17 protein-coding genes and 1 tRNA gene are annotated in these 15,732 nt (G+C 71.6%); 8 read left to right on the forward strand and 10 right to left on the reverse strand.

Annotation, left to right across the window (positions count from 1 at the left end; genetic code table 11):
• Nucleotides 1-40 precede the first annotated feature (40 nt).
• Nucleotides 41-3,172, forward strand: coding sequence for a BTAD domain-containing putative transcriptional regulator (locus ABZ193_RS08375; RefSeq protein ID WP_354709375.1), 3,132 nt, complete (start codon nt 41-43; stop codon nt 3,170-3,172).
• Here the strand turns inward: ABZ193_RS08375 and ABZ193_RS08380 are convergent.
• Nucleotides 3,156-3,899, reverse strand: a complete 744-nt coding sequence (locus tag ABZ193_RS08380) for an ABC transporter permease (protein WP_237339195.1) — start codon at nt 3,897-3,899, stop codon at nt 3,156-3,158. The genes ABZ193_RS08375 and ABZ193_RS08380 overlap by 17 nt on opposite strands.
• Nucleotides 3,896-4,834: an ATP-binding cassette domain-containing protein gene (locus ABZ193_RS08385; protein WP_354709376.1), complete on the reverse strand. Its 939-nt coding sequence runs from the start codon at nt 4,832-4,834 to the stop codon at nt 3,896-3,898. Before ABZ193_RS08385 ends, ABZ193_RS08380 begins: the two co-directional genes overlap by 4 nt.
• 113 nt (nt 4,835-4,947) lie before the next feature.
• On the opposite strand from ABZ193_RS08385, the gene ABZ193_RS08390 reads away from it, so the two are divergent.
• The 3 genes from ABZ193_RS08390 to ABZ193_RS08400 are packed head-to-tail and all read left to right on the forward strand — an operon-like array spanning nt 4,948 to nt 6,300.
• Nucleotides 4,948-5,568, forward strand: coding sequence for a TetR/AcrR family transcriptional regulator (locus tag ABZ193_RS08390; protein ID WP_237339197.1), 621 nt, complete (start codon nt 4,948-4,950; stop codon nt 5,566-5,568).
• Nucleotides 5,565-5,903 (forward strand): DUF6204 family protein, encoded by a 339-nt coding sequence (locus ABZ193_RS08395; protein WP_237339198.1) that lies wholly within the window; start codon nt 5,565-5,567, stop codon nt 5,901-5,903. The genes ABZ193_RS08390 and ABZ193_RS08395 overlap by 4 nt, the downstream gene beginning before the upstream one ends.
• Nucleotides 5,904-5,925: 22 nt before the next feature.
• Entirely contained in the window at nt 5,926-6,300 is a 375-nt protein-coding gene (locus tag ABZ193_RS08400; RefSeq protein ID WP_354709378.1) for a YciI family protein, read from the forward strand.
• Nucleotides 6,301-6,591: 291 nt separating this feature from the next.
• Here ABZ193_RS08400 and ABZ193_RS08405 read toward each other — a convergent pair.
• From ABZ193_RS08405 to ABZ193_RS08425, 5 genes are all read right to left on the reverse strand, one after another.
• Nucleotides 6,592-6,664 (reverse strand) — tRNA-Ala (locus tag ABZ193_RS08405).
• 66 nt (nt 6,665-6,730) lie between these two features.
• On the reverse strand, nt 6,731-7,489 hold the full coding sequence (gene glpR / locus ABZ193_RS08410) for a gephyrin-like molybdotransferase receptor GlpR (RefSeq protein ID WP_020421601.1): 759 nt from the start codon (nt 7,487-7,489) through the stop codon (nt 6,731-6,733).
• A 142-nt stretch (nt 7,490-7,631) separates the two neighbouring features.
• Entirely contained in the window at nt 7,632-8,291 is a 660-nt protein-coding gene (locus ABZ193_RS08415; RefSeq protein WP_027936383.1) for a GNAT family protein, read from the reverse strand.
• Nucleotides 8,292-8,300: 9 nt separating this feature from the next.
• Nucleotides 8,301-9,566 carry a gephyrin-like molybdotransferase Glp gene (gene glp, locus ABZ193_RS08420; protein ID WP_017984982.1) on the reverse strand — a complete coding sequence of 422 codons (1,266 nt, stop codon included), beginning with the start codon at nt 9,564-9,566 and terminating at the stop codon, nt 8,301-8,303.
• Nucleotides 9,566-10,468 carry a UTP--glucose-1-phosphate uridylyltransferase gene (locus ABZ193_RS08425; protein ID WP_237339579.1) on the reverse strand — a complete coding sequence of 301 codons (903 nt, stop codon included), beginning with the start codon at nt 10,466-10,468 and terminating at the stop codon, nt 9,566-9,568. Before ABZ193_RS08425 ends, glp begins: the two co-directional genes overlap by 1 nt.
• Before the next feature lie 24 nt (nt 10,469-10,492).
• Here ABZ193_RS08425 and ABZ193_RS08430 point away from each other — a divergent pair, with 24 nt between their 5' ends.
• From ABZ193_RS08430 to mscL, 4 genes are all read left to right on the forward strand, one after another.
• Entirely contained in the window at nt 10,493-11,086 is a 594-nt protein-coding gene (locus tag ABZ193_RS08430; protein ID WP_027936384.1) for a 5-formyltetrahydrofolate cyclo-ligase, read from the forward strand.
• Between the two features lie 89 nt (nt 11,087-11,175).
• Nucleotides 11,176-11,493, forward strand: coding sequence for an FmdB family zinc ribbon protein (locus tag ABZ193_RS08435; protein WP_237339580.1), 318 nt, complete (start codon nt 11,176-11,178; stop codon nt 11,491-11,493).
• 136 nt (nt 11,494-11,629) lie between these two features.
• Entirely contained in the window at nt 11,630-12,106 is a 477-nt protein-coding gene (locus tag ABZ193_RS08440; RefSeq protein WP_020421606.1) for a hypothetical protein, read from the forward strand.
• 25 nt (nt 12,107-12,131) lie between these two features.
• Nucleotides 12,132-12,566, forward strand: a complete 435-nt coding sequence (gene mscL / locus ABZ193_RS08445) for a large-conductance mechanosensitive channel protein MscL (protein ID WP_020421607.1) — start codon at nt 12,132-12,134, stop codon at nt 12,564-12,566.
• Nucleotides 12,567-12,946: 380 nt separating this feature from the next.
• Here the strand turns inward: mscL and ABZ193_RS08450 are convergent, their stop codons facing one another.
• From ABZ193_RS08450 to ABZ193_RS08460, 3 genes are all read right to left on the reverse strand, one after another.
• Nucleotides 12,947-13,117, reverse strand: coding sequence for a hypothetical protein (locus ABZ193_RS08450; protein WP_020421608.1), 171 nt, complete (start codon nt 13,115-13,117; stop codon nt 12,947-12,949).
• Nucleotides 13,117-13,617 carry a molybdenum cofactor biosynthesis protein B gene (locus ABZ193_RS08455; protein WP_017984989.1) on the reverse strand — a complete coding sequence of 167 codons (501 nt, stop codon included), beginning with the start codon at nt 13,615-13,617 and terminating at the stop codon, nt 13,117-13,119. Before ABZ193_RS08455 ends, ABZ193_RS08450 begins: the two co-directional genes overlap by 1 nt.
• Before the next feature lie 613 nt (nt 13,618-14,230).
• Nucleotides 14,231-15,682, reverse strand: coding sequence for a trypsin-like peptidase domain-containing protein (locus ABZ193_RS08460; protein ID WP_237339581.1), 1,452 nt, complete (start codon nt 15,680-15,682; stop codon nt 14,231-14,233).
• Nucleotides 15,683-15,732 lie beyond the last annotated feature (50 nt).

Consider the following 15,732-nt stretch of genomic DNA (forward strand, 5'->3'; position numbering starts at 1 on the left):
TCGCCGAGCCCGGCGCCGGCCGACTGGCAGAATCGGCCGGGTGCAGGTCGGAATGCTCGGTCCATTCGAAGTTCGCACGGACGACGGCGGCTTCGCCGACGTGCCGGGCGCCCGGTTGCGCGGGCTGCTGGTCGCCCTCGCGCTGCAGCCGGGCCGCGTCGTCCCGAAGGCGGCGCTCATCGACTGGATCTGGGGTGAGCAGCCGCCGTCGGACGCGGTGAACGCCCTGCAGCGCCTCGTTTCCCGGCTGCGGAAGGCGCTGCCCGCCGGGTCGGTCGAGGGGCAGACGGACGGCTACCGGCTCCGGATCGAGCCCGACGCGGTGGACGCCGTCAAGTTCGAACGCCTCGTCGGCAAGGCGCGCGAGGACGAAGATCCGCAGCGGCTGCGCGAGGCCCTCGCGTTGTGGCGCGGTCCGGCCATGCAGGACGTCGGCCTGACCGACAGCGGCGCCTTCGACGCCGCGGTCACCCGGCTCGAGGGGCTGCGCCTGACCGCGCTGGAAGACCGGTTCGACGCGGAGATCCGCCTCGGCAACGGCGCCGATCTGGTCACCGAGCTGACCGATCTGGTGGCCGCGCACCCGGTGCGGGAACGGCTGGTCGCCGCGCTGATGCGCGCACTGGTCGCGACCGGCCGCGACACCGACGCGCTGCTCGTCTACGAGCGCACCCGGGAAACCCTGGCCGACGAGCTGGGCGTCGACCCCTCGCCGGAGCTGTCCGCGTTGCACGTCGCGCTGCTGCGGGGCGAGGTGGAGCGGCCCGCGGAGAAGCAGAAGACCAACCTGCGCGCCGAGCTGACCAGCTTCGTCGGCAAGGACGCCGAGGTCACCGCGGTCCGCGACCTGATCGGCGAACACCGGCTCACCACGCTGATCGGCCCCGGCGGCGCGGGGAAGACCCGGCTGGCCACGGAAACCGCGCGCACGCTGCTCGGCGATTTCCCCGACGGGACCTGGCTGGTCGAACTCGCCCCGCTCGGCGCGGACGGGGACGTCGCGCAGGCGGCGCTGGCCGCGCTGAAACTACGCGACGCGCTGCTCGGCGACGCGCCGGACGCGGACCCGGCCGACCGCGTCATCGCCGCCCTCCGCGAGCGGACGGTGCTGCTGGTCCTGGACAACTGCGAGCACGTGGTCGGGTCCGCCGCGGAGTTCGCCCACCGGGTGCTCGGCGAGTGCCGCCGGCTGCGGATCCTCGCCACGAGCCGGGAACCCCTCGGCATCACCGGTGAGGCGCTGTGGCCGGTCGCGCCGCTGGCGCTGCCCGCGGACGACGCTGACCCGGGCAAGATCGAAGCCGCCCCGGCCGTCCAGCTGCTGCGCGACCGGGCCGCCGCGGTGCGCAAGGACCTCGGCACCGACGCGCAGACGTTGTCGGCCATGGCACGCATCTGCCGGGCGGTGGACGGGATCCCGCTGGCCATCGAACTCGCCGCGGCCCGCCTGCGCACCATGTCGCTCGACCAGCTCGCCAACCGGCTCGACGACCGGTTCCGCCTGCTCACCGGCGGCAGCCGCACCGCGCTGCCCCGGCAGCGGACGCTGCGCGCGCTGATCGACTGGAGCTGGGAGCTGCTCAGCGACGCCGAACGGACGGTGCTGTGCCGGCTCTCGGTGTTCTCCGGCGGCGCGAGCCTGGAAGCGGCCGAGCGCGTCTGCGCCACCGACGAGATCGAATCGTGGGAGGTGCTGGAGCTGCTGACCGCGCTGACCGAGAAGTCGCTGGTGGTCACCGATGACGACGGCGCCCCGCGCTACCGGATGCTCGGCACCATCAAGGAGTACGCCGACGAACGGCTCGCCGAAGCCGGCGAATCCGAGGCGGCGCGCCGCGCGCATCTGGCGTACTTCACCGAACTCGCGGAAACCGCGGAGCCGCACCTCCTGCGCGCCGAACAACTGGAATGGCTCGGCGTGCTCAAGGCCGAGCACGACAACATCGCCGCGGCGATGCGCGGCGCGATCGCGGCCGGCGAAGCGGCGGGCGCGATGCGGCTCGCCGCGGCCGCGGGCTGGTACTGGTGGCTCGCCGGGCACAAGGCGGAGGGCAACGAGCTGATCCTGGCGGCCGCCACGATGCCCGGCGAGGTGGAGGACGAGATCCGCGGCGTGGTGTACGCGTTCGTGTCGGGGTTCATGACCTCCGGGCGCGGCAGCGACCAGTTCGACGCGGTGGAGTGGATTCACAAGGCGTACGAGATCAGCCGGCGCGTGCCCAACCCGCCGCCGTCGCTGCGGTTCGCCGGCGCGATGGAGCGCCTGCTGGAGGGGCCGGACGCGATGCTGACCGCGTTCGAGCCCCAGATCACCGACGACGACCCGTGGGTGCGCGCGCTGGCCCGGCTGCAACTCGGGAAGATGCGGGTGCAGCTCGGCCACGGCGGCCGGGAGGCGGACACCTACCTGGAGGCGGCGCTCACCGAGTTCCGCGCGATCGGCGAACGCTGGGGCATTTCGTTCGCCCAGACCGAGCTGGCGGAGCGGATCGCCACGCGCGGTGAGTTCACCCGCGCCTGCGAGCACTACGAACAGGCGATCGCGGTCGTCAAGGAGGTCGGCGCCGTCGAGGACATCGTGCGGATGCGGTCGCGGCAGGCCCAGCTGTACTGGGTGCTCGGCGACGCGGAGCGCAGCGCGTCCGCCATGGCCGAGGCGCAGCGGTACGCGGACCGGATCGCCTGGCCGGAAGCGCTGGCCGAGCTGGCGCTGGCGAAGGCGGAGCTCGCGCGCTGGCGCGGCGACACCGAGCAGGCGCGCCGGGAACTCGGCATCGTGACGGAGATGCTGAGCGACAACGCGGAACGGGCGGCCGTCCGCGTGATGACGCACGATCTGCTGGGCTACCTCGCCGAGGACCTCGACGAGGCCAGGGAGCACCGCGCGGCGGCCGTCGAAGCGGCGGCCGAGGCGGGGCACCCGCTCATGATCGCCCAGACGCTGGTCGGGGCCGCGGATCTGGCGCTGCGCGGCGGACAACCCGAGCAGGCCGTCCGGTTGCTCGCGGCGAGCGACGCGCTGCGCGGTCTGCCGGACCGCTCGCAGCCGGACGTGGCGCGGATCGAGCAGGAAACGCGGAACCGCCTCGGTGACACGCGGTTCACCGAGGCGGTTCAGGAGGGGCGGGAGACGAGCTGGCGCGAGCTGATCGCGGTCACGCTCGCTTCTTGAACGTGGCGGACGCCCACAGGTAGCCGACGAGCGCAATGCCGGCGCACCAGGCGAGGGCGGCGATCAGGTCACCGGTGGCGGGCGAGCCGTTGAGCAGGCCGCGCAGGGTTTCGATGACTGGCGTGAACGGCTGGTACTCCGCGAACTCGCGCAGGCCCGGCCCCATCTTGTCGGCGGGGACGATCGCGCTGCTGAAGAACGGCAGCATGACCAGCGGCACCGACGCCATCCCCGCGGATTCCACCGACTTGGCCGCCAGTCCCAGCGCAACGGTCAGCCAGCCGGTCGCGAGACCGAGCAGCACGACCACGCCGAGCACGCCCAGCCAGTCGAGGAAGTCCGCCGACGGGCTGAACCCGAGCAGGAACGCCACGCCGACGAGCGCCGCGATGGCGAGCAGGTTGGTCAGCACGCTGGCGATGACGTGCCCGTTCAGCACCGCGCCACGGGAGACGTCCATGACCTTGAACCGGTTGATGATGCCCTTGGTCATGTCGGAGCTCACCGCGGTCGCGACACCGCCGAGTCCATAACAGACAGCCAGGAGCATCAGGCCCGGTGTGGCGTAGTCGACGTAGTCGACGCCGACGCTGAACGCGTCGCCGAGCATGTACACGAACATCACCATGACCACGATCGGCATCAGGACCGCGTTGAAGACGGTGACCGGGTTCCGCGCGATGTGCTTGAAGTTGCGGCGCAGCATCACGAGCGACTGGTTGTTCATTTCGCGACCACCTCCGTGGTGTGGCCCGTGAGGGCGAGGAAGACGTCATCGAGGTCGGGTGTGTGGACGGTGAAGGTTTCGGCGCTGAGCGAGTGCTCGTCGAGCCGGTCGAGCAAGGCGCGCAACGACTTCGTGCCGCCGTCGCTGGGCACGCGGAGGGTCAGCGCGTCGTCGTCGCGGGTGGCGTCGGGCAGGATCCGGGCAGCCGAGTCGAGCTCGGTGGCCGTGGCGAACCGGAGCCGCACGTGGGTGCCGGGGATCTGGTGCTTGAGTTCGTCGGGGGTGCCCTGCGCGACCAGGCGGCCCTTGTCCAGCACCGCGACGCGGTCGGCCAGCTGGTCGGCTTCCTCGAGGTACTGGGTGGTGAGGAAGATGGTCACGCCGTCGGCCACCAGGTCGCGGATGATGTCCCACATCGTGCGGCGGCTGCGCGGGTCCAGACCGGTCGTCGGCTCGTCGAGGAAGATGACCCGCGGGTTGCCGACGAGCGTCATGGCCAGGTCGAGCTTCCGGCGCATGCCACCCGAGTAGGTCGACGCGGGTTTCTGGGCGGCGCCGGCCAGGTCGAACCGGTCGAGCAACTCGGCGACGACGCGCTTGCCGTCCTTGGCCGGGACCCGGTTCAGGTCCACCATCAGCTGCAGGTTCTCCTGGCCGGTGAGCAGCTCGTCGACAGCCGCGAACTGGCCGGTCACGCCGATCGCCGAGCGCACCGCCTTGGCCTCGGTGGCGATGTCGTGCCCGGCGACGCGGACGGTGCCGCCGTCGGCCTTGATCAGCGTGGTCAGGACGTTGACGGTGGTGGTCTTGCCGGCCCCGTTGGGCCCGAGCAGGGAGAAGATCGTGCCCGCCGGAACGCTGAGATCGATCCCGTCGAGCACGACTTTGTCTTGGTAGGACTTCCGGAGCCCGGAAGCCGTGATCGCCTCTGTCATGACGACCACTTTCGACGGCCGCCCTGACACGGCCCGGTCACCGCACTGACACGACTCCTGACACCGATTCGGATACAGGTCGACATTCAGATACAGGCCTGTATCCTGAATTCGTGGAGACGGCAGACGCGCCCGCGGTCCGGATGACGCGCAAGGAGCGCCAGGAGGAGACCCGCCGACGGCTGATCGCGTCGGCGATCAGGCTGTTCGCGCGGTCCGGGGTGTCCGCGACCTCGCTCAACGCGGTCGCCGAGCACGCCGGGTTCAGCAGGGGAGCCGTGCACGGCAACTACTCCGGCAAGGACGAGCTGGTCGCGGCGGTCGCCGAGACGGTCGCGGGAGAGCTCGCCCCGCAGCTCGGGCAGATCCTGATGGGGCCCGGGTCGAGCCGCGAACGGCTGGCCGCGTACATCCGCGCCTTCCTGGAGTACTGCGCCCAGCACCCGGACTCGGCCGGCGCCTTGATCGCCGTGGTCGAGTACCTGAGCCGAGAGGATCGGCGGCACTACGGCGATCGGGTGGCCGCGTCGCTGGGTGATCTGATCGCGCTGTTCGAGGACGGTCAGCGCCGCGGCGAGATGCGCGCCTTCGACACCACCACGATGGCGTTCGCGCTGCGCACCGTGCTGGACAACACGGCCGCCCACCTCCTCGGGGGCGACGCGGACATCGAGGCGCTGACGGCGGAGATCGTGGCGCTGTTCGACGCTGCGACCCGGAAGGAGCGGGGATGAGCCGCACGTATCGGGTCACGGTCCGGGGCCGGTTCGAGAACCTCACCGCCCCGCAACGGGAGCGGCTGCTCGAGGAGCAGGAGGCCCACGACGTCTTCGCTTCCCGCTTCACCCCGGAAGGGACGTTCCTCTACACGCCGCAGCTCATCGGCTACCAGTTCCGCTACCTGCTCCACGTCGAGGAGGACAGCCCCGAGGACGCCGACCTCGCCGCCCAGCTGGAAGCCCAGGAGCTGGCCGAGGCCGGGATGCGCGCACGGGGCCTGCAGGGCCGGATCGTCGAAATCAGCCTGACCTGCCTCGACGACGTGAAGATCCGCAAGAGCCGACGATGACGAACAGAAAGCGAGTTGCCCGATGCCGCAGTACTTCCTCACCATTCCGCACGAGTCGGCCGAGGAGCCGACGATGGAGTCGATGCAGGAGTTCGATCCGGCCGAGCTGGAGGCCGTGAAGGCCGCCGTCGACAAGTTCAACAGCGACTTGAAGGAGGCCGGCGCGTTCGTCACCGCGGGCGGCCTGCAGCCACCGTCGACCGCGATCACGGTCGACGCCAGCGGCGAGGAGCCCAAGCGCACACGCGGGCCGTTCGTGGAGGCCGCCGAGTACGTCGGCGGGTTCTGGATCATCGACGCCCCGGACGAGGAGAAAGCGCTGACGTGGGCCGAGCAGGTCTCCGCCGCCCTGAGCTCACGAATCGAGGTCCGCGCCCTACAGGAGGCCGCGGAGTAAACCCCTCCCCGGGCATCCAAAGTGGAGAGAGTCACACAACTCTCGCCACACAACCAAAAGGGCCACCCGCGTCGCGGGTGGCCCTTTTTACTGTTGACCAGACCAACTGCCCGGTCGCCCGACCAACGCAACCACGTCGGGGGTTAGTGGCCTTACTCGAACACGGAACGACAGCGATGGGGGTCCGGGGATCGCCCCGGGCGGGGTCTGGGGGCTGCGCCCCCAGAAGAAATACGAGGATCGAAAACAGCGAAGGCGCATCCCGCCGAGCAGGATGCGCCTTCGATCGAGTGGAGCTGAGGGGAATCGAACCCCTGACCTTCTCGATGCGAACGAGACGCGCTACCAACTGCGCTACAGCCCCTTACTGGACTTCCCGAAGGAAGCTCCAGAAGCATAGCAAGTGCCCGGAGGCGGTCGGCGAGGGGGTCTACTCTCCGACCGCGCGCCGGAACGGGAGCTGGTCCGGGTCGTCCAGGTCGTGGAACGCGGGGTCTTCGTCCTCGAGGTCGACGACCACCGCGCGGCCGCGGAGGCGCGACGCGGGCGAGGGGCGGCGCTCGACGCCGGGCACCTCGCGCGGCGGCTCGACGACGTCGAACTCCTCGGCGGGGCGCTCGCGGCGGGCGGGGCGCGCCGCGGGGCGGGAGCCGAGCCGGGCCATGCGGCGCTGGCGGATCTCGGCCTCGATGCGCACCTGTCGGCGCAGGTAGGCGAGGTAGCCCACCAGGACGAGGTCGACCGCGCCGTGCAGCCACCACAGCGACGAGGTCAGGAACCCGGCTCCGGCGGCCGTGACGACCGCGAGCAGGAACAGGCAGAGGACGACCCGCTGGCGGAACGCGTACTTGGCGCGCGCGGCGATCTCCGCGGCCTCCGGGTCGAACCCGCCGCGACCGGGGCGGTAGCGGCGGTCGGACACCGGCTCGTACCGGCGCGCCGGCTCCTCTTCGTACTCTTCGACGTCGTCGTAGTCGACGCGGTCGTCGGCCTCAGCGACCTGCTGGGTGGTTTCGGACATCGCGAACTCCTCCTCCACGTCGTCTGCGCCGCCGCCACTGCGGACCACGCGGGCGGCCAGTTCGGCGTCGGCCGTCTGCGTGACCGCCTGGCGCTTGCGGGCGACCATGGGCACGAGCACGACGAGCCAGGCCGCGGCCAAGGCGACGATGATCAGCGAGCTGGGCAATCCCCTCTCACCTCCCCCGTTCACTGCTACATGTCGTCACGCTAGTCACAGGAGTAACAGATGGGACGGAGCCACGCCGCTCGGAAGCAGAAAAAGGGTCACGCCATCCGGTGAAAAACTCGCCGTTAGGTAACGGACCCGGTCACAGGTATTCGGCGCGTCCGGCGGCGACCAGGCGCGCCACCAGCCCCGGTCCGCTCTCCTCGACCGTCATCGCGTAGCAGTAGTGGTCCCGCCAGTCGCCCGCCACGTCCAGGTACCGCTTGAACAGGCCTTCCTGCCGGAACCCCGCCTTGGTCAGCACCTTGATGCTCGCGGTGTTCTCCGGCCGCACGGTCGCCTCGATGCGGTGCAGGCCGGCGGAGCTGAACGCGTGGTCCACGACGAGCGCGACGGCCGCCGTGGCGACCCCGCCCTTCACCACGGAGGAGGACACCCAGTAGCCGACCCACGCCGAGCGCAGTGAGGCCCGGATCACGTTACCGACAGTGATCTGACCGGCGAACTCACCGTCCAGGGTGATCGTGTACGGCAGGCATTGACCACGCCGGGCGAGCGACCGCAGCGCCGTCCACTGCGCGGGCCACGACCAGTAGCTGTTCCGGTCGCGCCACGGCCCCGGCCCGGTCGGCTCCCACGGCTCGAGGTGCTCCTGGTCGCGCAGCCGAATCCGGCTCCAGTCGCCCGCGTCGCGCAGGCGGATCGGCCGCACCGCGACGTCACCGGCCGCCACCCGGATCGGGCCCAGCCGGGCCGGCCACCCTGGGTGGCGGGACTCCAGGTCATACGCTGCTGGCTGCACCGGACAGTTCTAACCCCGCTGCGCCAGGAAGGTCACCTTGACCTGCTCGCCCGCGGGCACCTCGGTGAGGTCCTCGTCCACATTGACCAGGCAGTTCGCCTCGGCCAGCGACGCGAGCAGGTGCGCGCCGGACGTGCCCAGCGGCTGCACCAGGTACTCGCCGGTGCTCTCATCGCGCAGCAGCTGCCCGCGCAGGTAACCGCGCCGGCCCTTGGTCGAGGACACCGGCGACAGCAGCCGCGCGCTCACCGTGCGGCGGTGCGGGTTGCGGGTGCCGCGGGCGGCGCGGATCAGCGGCCGGATCAGCACCTCGAACACGACCAGCGCGCTCATCGGGTTCGCCGGGATCAGGAAGGTCGGCACGGAGTCCGGGCCGAGCCGCCCGAAGCCCTGCGCGGACCCCGGGTGCATGCCGACGCGGGTCATGTCGATCTCACCGAGGTCGGACAGGGCCGCCTGCACCTCGTCGCCGGCGGTGCCGCCCGCTCCGCCCGCGACCACGACGACCTCGGACATCAGCAGCCTGCCCTCGACGACCTCACGCAACCGTTTCGGGTCGCTCGGCACGATCCCGACGCGGCTGACCTCGGCGCCCGCGTCGCGCGCGGCGGCCGCGAGCGCGTAGGAGTTGACGTCGTAGACCTGGCCGGTCGTCGGGGTGCGGTCGATGTCGACCAGCTCGTCGCCCACCGACACGATCGACACCCGCGGCCGCGGGTAGACCAGCACTTTCGAGCGGCCGACCGCCGCGAGCAGGCCCACCTGCGCCGCGCCGATCGTGTCGCCCTGGCGAACGGCCACGTCGCCGATCTGCACGTCCTCGCCGGTCCGCCGCACGTAGGCCGCGGACGGCACCGAGCGGTGGATCGTCACCTTGGCCGGGTGGCCGTCGGTGAAGGCGGTCGGCACGACGGCGTCGGCGAGGGTCGGCAGCGGCGCCCCGGTGGCGACCCGGACGGCCTGCCCGGGCTGCAGCCGCCGGGGCTGCCGTGAGCCGGCCGGGATCTCCCCCACCACCGGGAGCTGGACGGGCTCCTCGCCGTCGGCGCGCACGTCCACGCTGCGCACCGCGTAACCGTCGACGGCGGCCTGGTCGAAGCCGGGCAGCGCGTGCTCGGCCACGACCTCCTCGGCGCAGAGCAGGCCCTGCGCTTCGGAGATCGCGACGCGGACGGGGCGCGGGCGCACCGCGGCCTGCAGGACGCGGGCGATCTGCTCGTCGACCGAGCGGAGGTCCTGCTCGGCCTGGTCGGGCTCCGGGGTGGGGTCGGTCATCAGCGATCGGTCCCGAGTCGTTCGGTCAGCCAGTTGCGCAGCTCGGGCCCGTAGTCCGGGTCGTCGAGGGCGAAGTCGACGGCGGCCTTGAGGAAGCCGCCCGGGTTGCCGAGGTCGTGCCGCCCGCCCCGGTGGACCACGATGTGCACGGGGTGGCCCTCCTCGATCAGCAGCGCGACGGCATCGGTGAGCTGCAGTTCACCACCCGCGCCCGGCTCGATGCGACGCAGGGCGTCGAAGATCGCCCGGTCGAGGAGGTAGCGGCCGGCCGCGGCGTAGGTGGACGGCGCTTCCTCCGGCGAGGGCTTCTCGACCATGCCGTGCACCCGCTTGACGTCGGCGTCGCCGGTGTCCGTGACGTCGAACACGCCGTAGGGCGAGATCTGCTCCTTCGGGATGTCGAACGCGCACAGCACGCTGCCGCCGTGCTTGGCGCGCACCTCGGACATCTTCGAGAGCACGCCGGCCGGCAGCACCAGGTCGTCGGGCAGCAGCACCGCGACGGCCTCGTCCTCGTCGGTCAGGTTCGGCTCGGCCTGGGCCACCGCGTGCCCGAGGCCGAGGGCCTCCTCCTGGATCGCGACCTCGACGTCGATCAGCTCCGGCCCGCGGCGGACCTTCTCCAGCAGCGCGGACTTGCCCTTGCGCTCGAGGTTGGCCTCCAGCTCGGGCGACGGCCGGAAGTAGCTGACCACGGACTCCTTGCCCGGCGAGGTGACGATCACCAGGCGTTTCGCCCCGGCCTGTGCGGCTTCGCTCGCGACGATCTCGATCCCCGGGGTGTCCACCACCGGGAGCAGCTCCTTGGGTATCGCTTTCGTCGTCGGCAGGAACCGGGTGCCCAGGCCCGCGGCCGGGACGATTGCGGTTCGGAACGAGTGGTTGTCGAAGGCGCCCGTCATAGGCGCCAAGCCTAACCTGCGTACATGGGTGCGCAGCGCAATGACGAGGTGACGAAGGCCGAGTGGCGCGCGAAGCTGTCGGCCGCCCGCGCGGCCGTCTCCGTGCAGCAACGGGTCGCCGAGGCCGCCGCGCTGGTCCGCGCGGTGTCCGCGATGTCACTCCCGGACACCGTGTGCTGCTACGTCCCGTTCGGCTCCGAGCCGGGCTCGATCGGCCTGCTCGACGTGCTGCGCGAGCGCGGCGCGCGGGTGCTGCTCCCGGCGATTCCCGCCGAGCCCGGGCCGCTGGACTGGGCCGAGTACACGGGCACCGGGAGCCTGCGCGCGGGACGGCTGCGGCGCATCCTCGAGCCGACCGGTCGGCTCCTCGGCCCGGACGCGCTGGCCGGCGCCGGGCTGGTCCTGCTGCCCGCTCTGGCCGTCGACCACCGCGGCGTGCGGCTCGGGCGGGGCGCCGGGTTCTACGACCGGTCCCTCGCGCACGCCGCGCCCGGCGCCGACCTGGTGGCCGTCGTCCGGGACGCTGAGCTGGTCGAACAGCTGCCCGCGGAGGACCACGACGTGCTCATGACCGGGGCGCTCACCCCCGGCCGCGGGCACGTCCGGCTGCCACTGTGACCAACCCTTGTTTGCGCTGGGGGAATGGTCTCCAGCACAATTGCGTTAGCACTCTTGCGGATCGAGTGCCAATGCGCGAAGGAGCACCTGTGCCCACGTACCAGTACGCCTGCAAGGAGTGCGGCCACCGTTTCGAGGCCGTGCAGTCGTTCTCCGAAGCCAGCCTGACCGAGTGCCCGGAGTGCACCGGCCCGCTGCGCAAGCTCTACGGAGCGGTCGGCGTGATCTTCAAGGGCTCCGGCTTCTACCGGACCGACTCGCGCTCGTCGTCTTCGTCCTCGTCGTCGAAGTCGTCCACCTCCTCCTCGTCCAGCTCGTCGAGCTCCTCCGGCGAGAGCAAGAGCAGCTCCGTCTCTTCGTCATCCTCGTCGAGCGGTACGACGACAACCGCGGCCGCGGCTTCCTGACGGCCGAGTTATCCACAAGTACCCAGTTATCCACAGCTGCCAGATCCGCGTCTTTTCCGCCGGGTGTCAGCACCCCTAGCGTCGATCTCGTCGACGGCACTCCGCCGTCGCGCTCGACGACTGGGGGTGCTTCGCCATGCGCTTCGATCCGCGTGCCCGTTGGAACCGGCTCCGGCCCCGCTTCGGCGGCCGCCGATGGCACCGGCTGCGCAAGCTGGTCGCCGCCGGCCTGCTGATCACCGCGGCCGTGCTGGCCGCACGCCCGGACGCGGCCCAGCCGCGGGCCGCGCCGCCGCCACCCTCCGCACCCGTCCCCTTCACGGGTGATCTTGCCCTTGCCGCGGTCCCGGTCCGCCTCGCGGACACCGGTGTGGCCGAGCTGCTGACCCCCGGCATGCGGGTCGACGTGGTCACCTTCGACGAGTCCGTGGCGGGCAGGAAAGTGCTGGCCAGCATGGCAAGTGTGCTGTCGGTGCGGCCGCCGCCCGCCGCGGCCGGACGTCTCGCGAGCGCGCGGGACGGGCCGCTCGTCGTCCTCTCGTTGCCCGAGGAGACGGCCAGGGAGGTGGCCGCGATGTCACTCCGGAACCCGGTAGCCGTTACCCTCCGTTAGCCGTTTCCGGACGAGAGGAGTGCACATGCTGAAGGGCTTCAAAGACTTCCTGATGCGCGGCAACGTCATCGAGCTGGCGGTCGCGGTCGTCATCGGGACGGCGTTCACCGCGATCGTCACGGCCTTCACCAACGGGCTGATCAAGCCGCTGATCAACGCGATCGGCGGTTCGGACGCCGCGAAGGGCCTGGGGTTCAACGTCCTGCGCGACAACGACTCCACGTTCCTCGACTTCGGAGGCGTGATCAACGCGGCGATCAACTTCGTGATCGTGGCCGCGGTGGTCTACTTCCTGCTGGTCCTGCCGATGAAGAAGATCCAGGAGCGCCGCAAGCGCGGCCAGGAGGAGGGCCCGTCCGAGCCGACGGACGTCGAGCTGCTGACGGAGATCCGCGACCTGCTGCGCCAGCAGAGCGGCTCCAACGGCCAGGTCAGCAGCCGCGCTGAAAGCCGCGACTGAGGCTCGCTCGTGCTCCGGGGCTCCGGTCCCGGAGCAGGCAGTGAGCCGAAGCCCGCCGAGCCGGCTTAGGACACGTACGAAGGTCGGCGCGCCCGACGCACCGCCCGAGGCGCCAGGCTCAACCCGATGCCCCACCCCCGACGCCAGCCGCAGCCAACAGCGGACACCCAGCCAGCGCACCCCGACATCAGCTCGGCAGCAGCCCTGAGCGGGGGCCAACAGCACACACCGCGCCCACACGGCACCCTGTCGGTGCCTCAATACGGAACCGCGGGCAGCCTGGTTTTGTCCGGTAGCCGGTCAAGGCCGGACATCGTCGGCAACCAGCTGCCGCGGCCTGCTGGGCTGACCACCGCCCCTTGGAGAACCCTCTCCCCGGCCTAACCGCCGTGGTGGGGCGGCCGGTTCTCGCGGTACCAGGCGTCCTCGTCGCGGGCCGGGCGTTCCGGCTCGCGCTCGTCGGACGTTGTTTCCGGGAGGACCTCCCCGAAGATCTCGTCCAGCTTGCGCCGGTCGCGGGGAGGCTTGCGCTCCCGGTCCTCCCCGGGCATCAGGACTCGTCGAGCCCGGAGAGCTGGTCGATCACGTACGGCACGAGCGAGGACAACGTCGCCATGCCGTCGCGCACCGCGGCGCGGGAGCCGGCGAGGTTGACCACCAGCGTGCTGCCGGAGACGCCGACCAGGCCACGCGAGATGCCCGCGTCGACCGCGCCTGCGGCGAGCCCGGAGGAGCGCAGGGCCTCGCCGATGCCGGGGATGGGCCGGTCGAGCACGCCGATCGTGGCGTCGGGGGTGACGTCGCGCGGCGACACCCCCGTGCCGCCGACGGTGATGACGAGGTCCACACCACCGATGACGGCGGTGTTGAGCGCGTTGCGGATCGCCACGGTGTCGGCGTGCACCAGCACCACGCCGTCCACGATGAAGCCGGCTTCCTCCAGCAGCTCCTGAACCAGGGGGCCCGAGGTGTCCTCATGCTCGCCGTGCGCCGCGCGGTCGTCCACGATCACCACGAGCGCGCGGCCCAGCCGCTGTGCACTGCGTTCCATGAGCACACGGTATCCGGTGGTTACCGACCTTCGACGAGCACGTCGCCACTACTGAGAGGTAGGCCGGGCACGCACGACCGCGCCGTCCCGCCCGAACGCCTCCGACGCAGCCGCGACGCTCCCCGACCCGGCCCGCGGCCGGTTGCCTTCCGCACCAAGCCGCCGTCCGAAGTGGACAACTTCCCACGGCTGGTCGCCGCAGCCCCCAGGGCGACCCCGGCTTGGCCAGGTTCTGCGCCCCATCCCGCGACAAGCGCAAAGAGAAACCGCGCGCGACCGGAAAACATCCAGTCGCACGCGGCTTGGATACCGGCTCAACCCCGTGAGAGCCGGTCAAGTGGTCTCGGCCGCCCCGAGCGGCCGAGCGCCTGTTCATTCCCTCCGACCGCCCCGAGCGGCCGAAACCCACCAACCCCGGCCGCCCGAGCAGCCGATCCCAAAAGCCCCACCACGCGCACCGTCCGAGCCGGCCACCTCGGGTTGGCCACCACCCCGGCCCGCCCAACCTCCGGCCACCTGGCCGGCCGAGCCCTCGTCCGCCCGCTCGCGCGGGAGCGGCCAACTCCTCAGCCCAGCCACCCGAGTCGCCGAGCGCCCCTCACGCAGCCGGCACTCAGTTCGTCGGCACCGGTTGGCCGCCCAGGGTGACCTGCACCGTGCGGCCATCGCTCAGCGTGAAGGTCACCTTGTCGCCCGGGGCGCGGGTTCGCACGGCCGCGATGAGGCCGTCCGCGTCGTTGATGACCAGGTCTTCGACCTTCGTCACGACGTCGCCCTGCTTCAGGCCCGCCTGCTCGGCCGGGCTGCCGGACTGCACGCCGGCGATCTGCGCGCCACCCTGCTGCGCGTCGCTGACGTTCGCCCCGATGAACGTCTGCGTCGCCTTGCCGGTGTCGATGATCTCCTGCGCCGTGCGCCGCGCCTGGTTGATCGGGATCGCGAAACCGATGCCGGCGTTCGTGGCCTCCGTCTGGCCCATTCCGCTCGACTGCGGGCTGTAGATGGCCGAGTTGATGCCGATCACCTGGCCGGACAGGTTCGCCAGCGGGCCACCCGAATTGCCCGGGTTGATCGCCGCGTCGGTCTGGATCGCGCTCATCACCGTCGTCTGGTCGCCCTCGCTGCCACCGGCCCGCACCGGGCGGTGCAGCGCGCTCACGATGCCCGACGTGACCGTCCCGGCCAGCTCGAACGGCGACCCGATCGCCACCACCGACTGGCCCACGTTCAGGTCGTCCGAGTTGCCGAGCGCCACCGGCGTCAGGTTCTTCACGCCGTCGACCTTCACGACCGCGATGTCGGTCGTCGGGTCGCGGCCGACGATCGACGCGGCCGCCTTGGTGCCGTCCTGGAACACCGCCTGGATCGACCCGCCCTCCGCGGCGACCTCGACGACGTGGTTGTTGGTCAGGATGTAGCCGTCCGTGGACAACACGAACCCGGAGCCCTCACCCTGCCCGCTCCGGCCGGACACCTGCAGCTCCACCACGCTCGGCGACAGCTTCTGCGCCACCGCCTCGACCGAACCCTCCGGCGCGGTCGCCGTCTGCTGCGCCGGCACCGGCTGGTCGAGCGCGTTGTACGACGCGCCGCTCCCGCTGTTCTGCGCGGTCAGGTACCCCCCGGCGGCACCCGCTCCGCCACCGACGATCAACGCCAGCACGGCGACCCCGGCCACGAGCTTGCCCGGGCCACGACGCTGCTGCGGCACGGCCGGCGCGGGCATCGTCGCGGTCGCGTACGGCGACTGCTGCTGCGCGCCCGGCGGCGTCCACGGGTACCCGCCGGACTGCCCTGCCTGCTGCGGCCCGGTCCCCTGCCCGGCCGGCTGCTGCCCCGTCTGCGCATACGCGCTCTGCTCGTGCCCCCCGGCCTGCCCCGGCTGGGCGGCGTGCGACTGCTGCTGCGCGGCTCCCTGCGCCGACCACGGACTCGGCTGCTGCTGCGGCCCCGAGCCGAGCGGCGTTCCGCGCGGTGGCGTCTTCGCGTCCTCCGGCGACTGCTGCGCGCCGGGCTCCCGCTGGGCACCGCCGTCGTGCGGTGCGCTGGGGTCGTTCTCGGTCATGTCCCTACCATGCGTGTCGGTCCTGAGAGCGGGCTGAGCCCAGCCTGAGG

This window comes from Amycolatopsis sp. NPDC006125 (assembly GCF_040614195.1).
Classification (GTDB): domain Bacteria; phylum Actinomycetota; class Actinomycetes; order Mycobacteriales; family Pseudonocardiaceae; genus Amycolatopsis_E; species Amycolatopsis_E tucumanensis.

Excerpts from the sequence above, each read along its gene's own strand:
- ABZ193_RS08380 (WP_237339195.1), bottom strand. The coding sequence starts at position 3,899 with ATGAACAACCAGTCGCTCGTGATGCTGCGCCGCAACTTCAAGCACATC.
- ABZ193_RS08385 (WP_354709376.1), bottom strand. The coding sequence starts at position 4,834 with ATGACAGAGGCGATCACGGCTTCCGGGCTCCGGAAGTCCTACCAAGAC.
- ABZ193_RS08395 (WP_237339198.1), top strand. The coding sequence starts at position 5,565 with ATGAGCCGCACGTATCGGGTCACGGTCCGGGGCCGGTTCGAGAACCTC.
- ABZ193_RS08400 (WP_354709378.1), top strand. The coding sequence starts at position 5,926 with ATGCCGCAGTACTTCCTCACCATTCCGCACGAGTCGGCCGAGGAGCCG.
- glp (WP_017984982.1), bottom strand. The coding sequence starts at position 9,566 with ATGACCGACCCCACCCCGGAGCCCGACCAGGCCGAGCAGGACCTCCGC.
- ABZ193_RS08425 (WP_237339579.1), bottom strand. The coding sequence starts at position 10,468 with ATGACGGGCGCCTTCGACAACCACTCGTTCCGAACCGCAATCGTCCCG.
- ABZ193_RS08430 (WP_027936384.1), top strand. The coding sequence starts at position 10,493 with ATGGGTGCGCAGCGCAATGACGAGGTGACGAAGGCCGAGTGGCGCGCG.
- ABZ193_RS08440 (WP_020421606.1), top strand. The coding sequence starts at position 11,630 with ATGCGCTTCGATCCGCGTGCCCGTTGGAACCGGCTCCGGCCCCGCTTC.
- mscL (WP_020421607.1), top strand. The coding sequence starts at position 12,132 with ATGCTGAAGGGCTTCAAAGACTTCCTGATGCGCGGCAACGTCATCGAG.
- ABZ193_RS08450 (WP_020421608.1), bottom strand. The coding sequence starts at position 13,117 with ATGCCCGGGGAGGACCGGGAGCGCAAGCCTCCCCGCGACCGGCGCAAG.
- ABZ193_RS08455 (WP_017984989.1), bottom strand. The coding sequence starts at position 13,617 with ATGGAACGCAGTGCACAGCGGCTGGGCCGCGCGCTCGTGGTGATCGTG.
- ABZ193_RS08460 (WP_237339581.1), bottom strand. The coding sequence starts at position 15,682 with ATGACCGAGAACGACCCCAGCGCACCGCACGACGGCGGTGCCCAGCGG.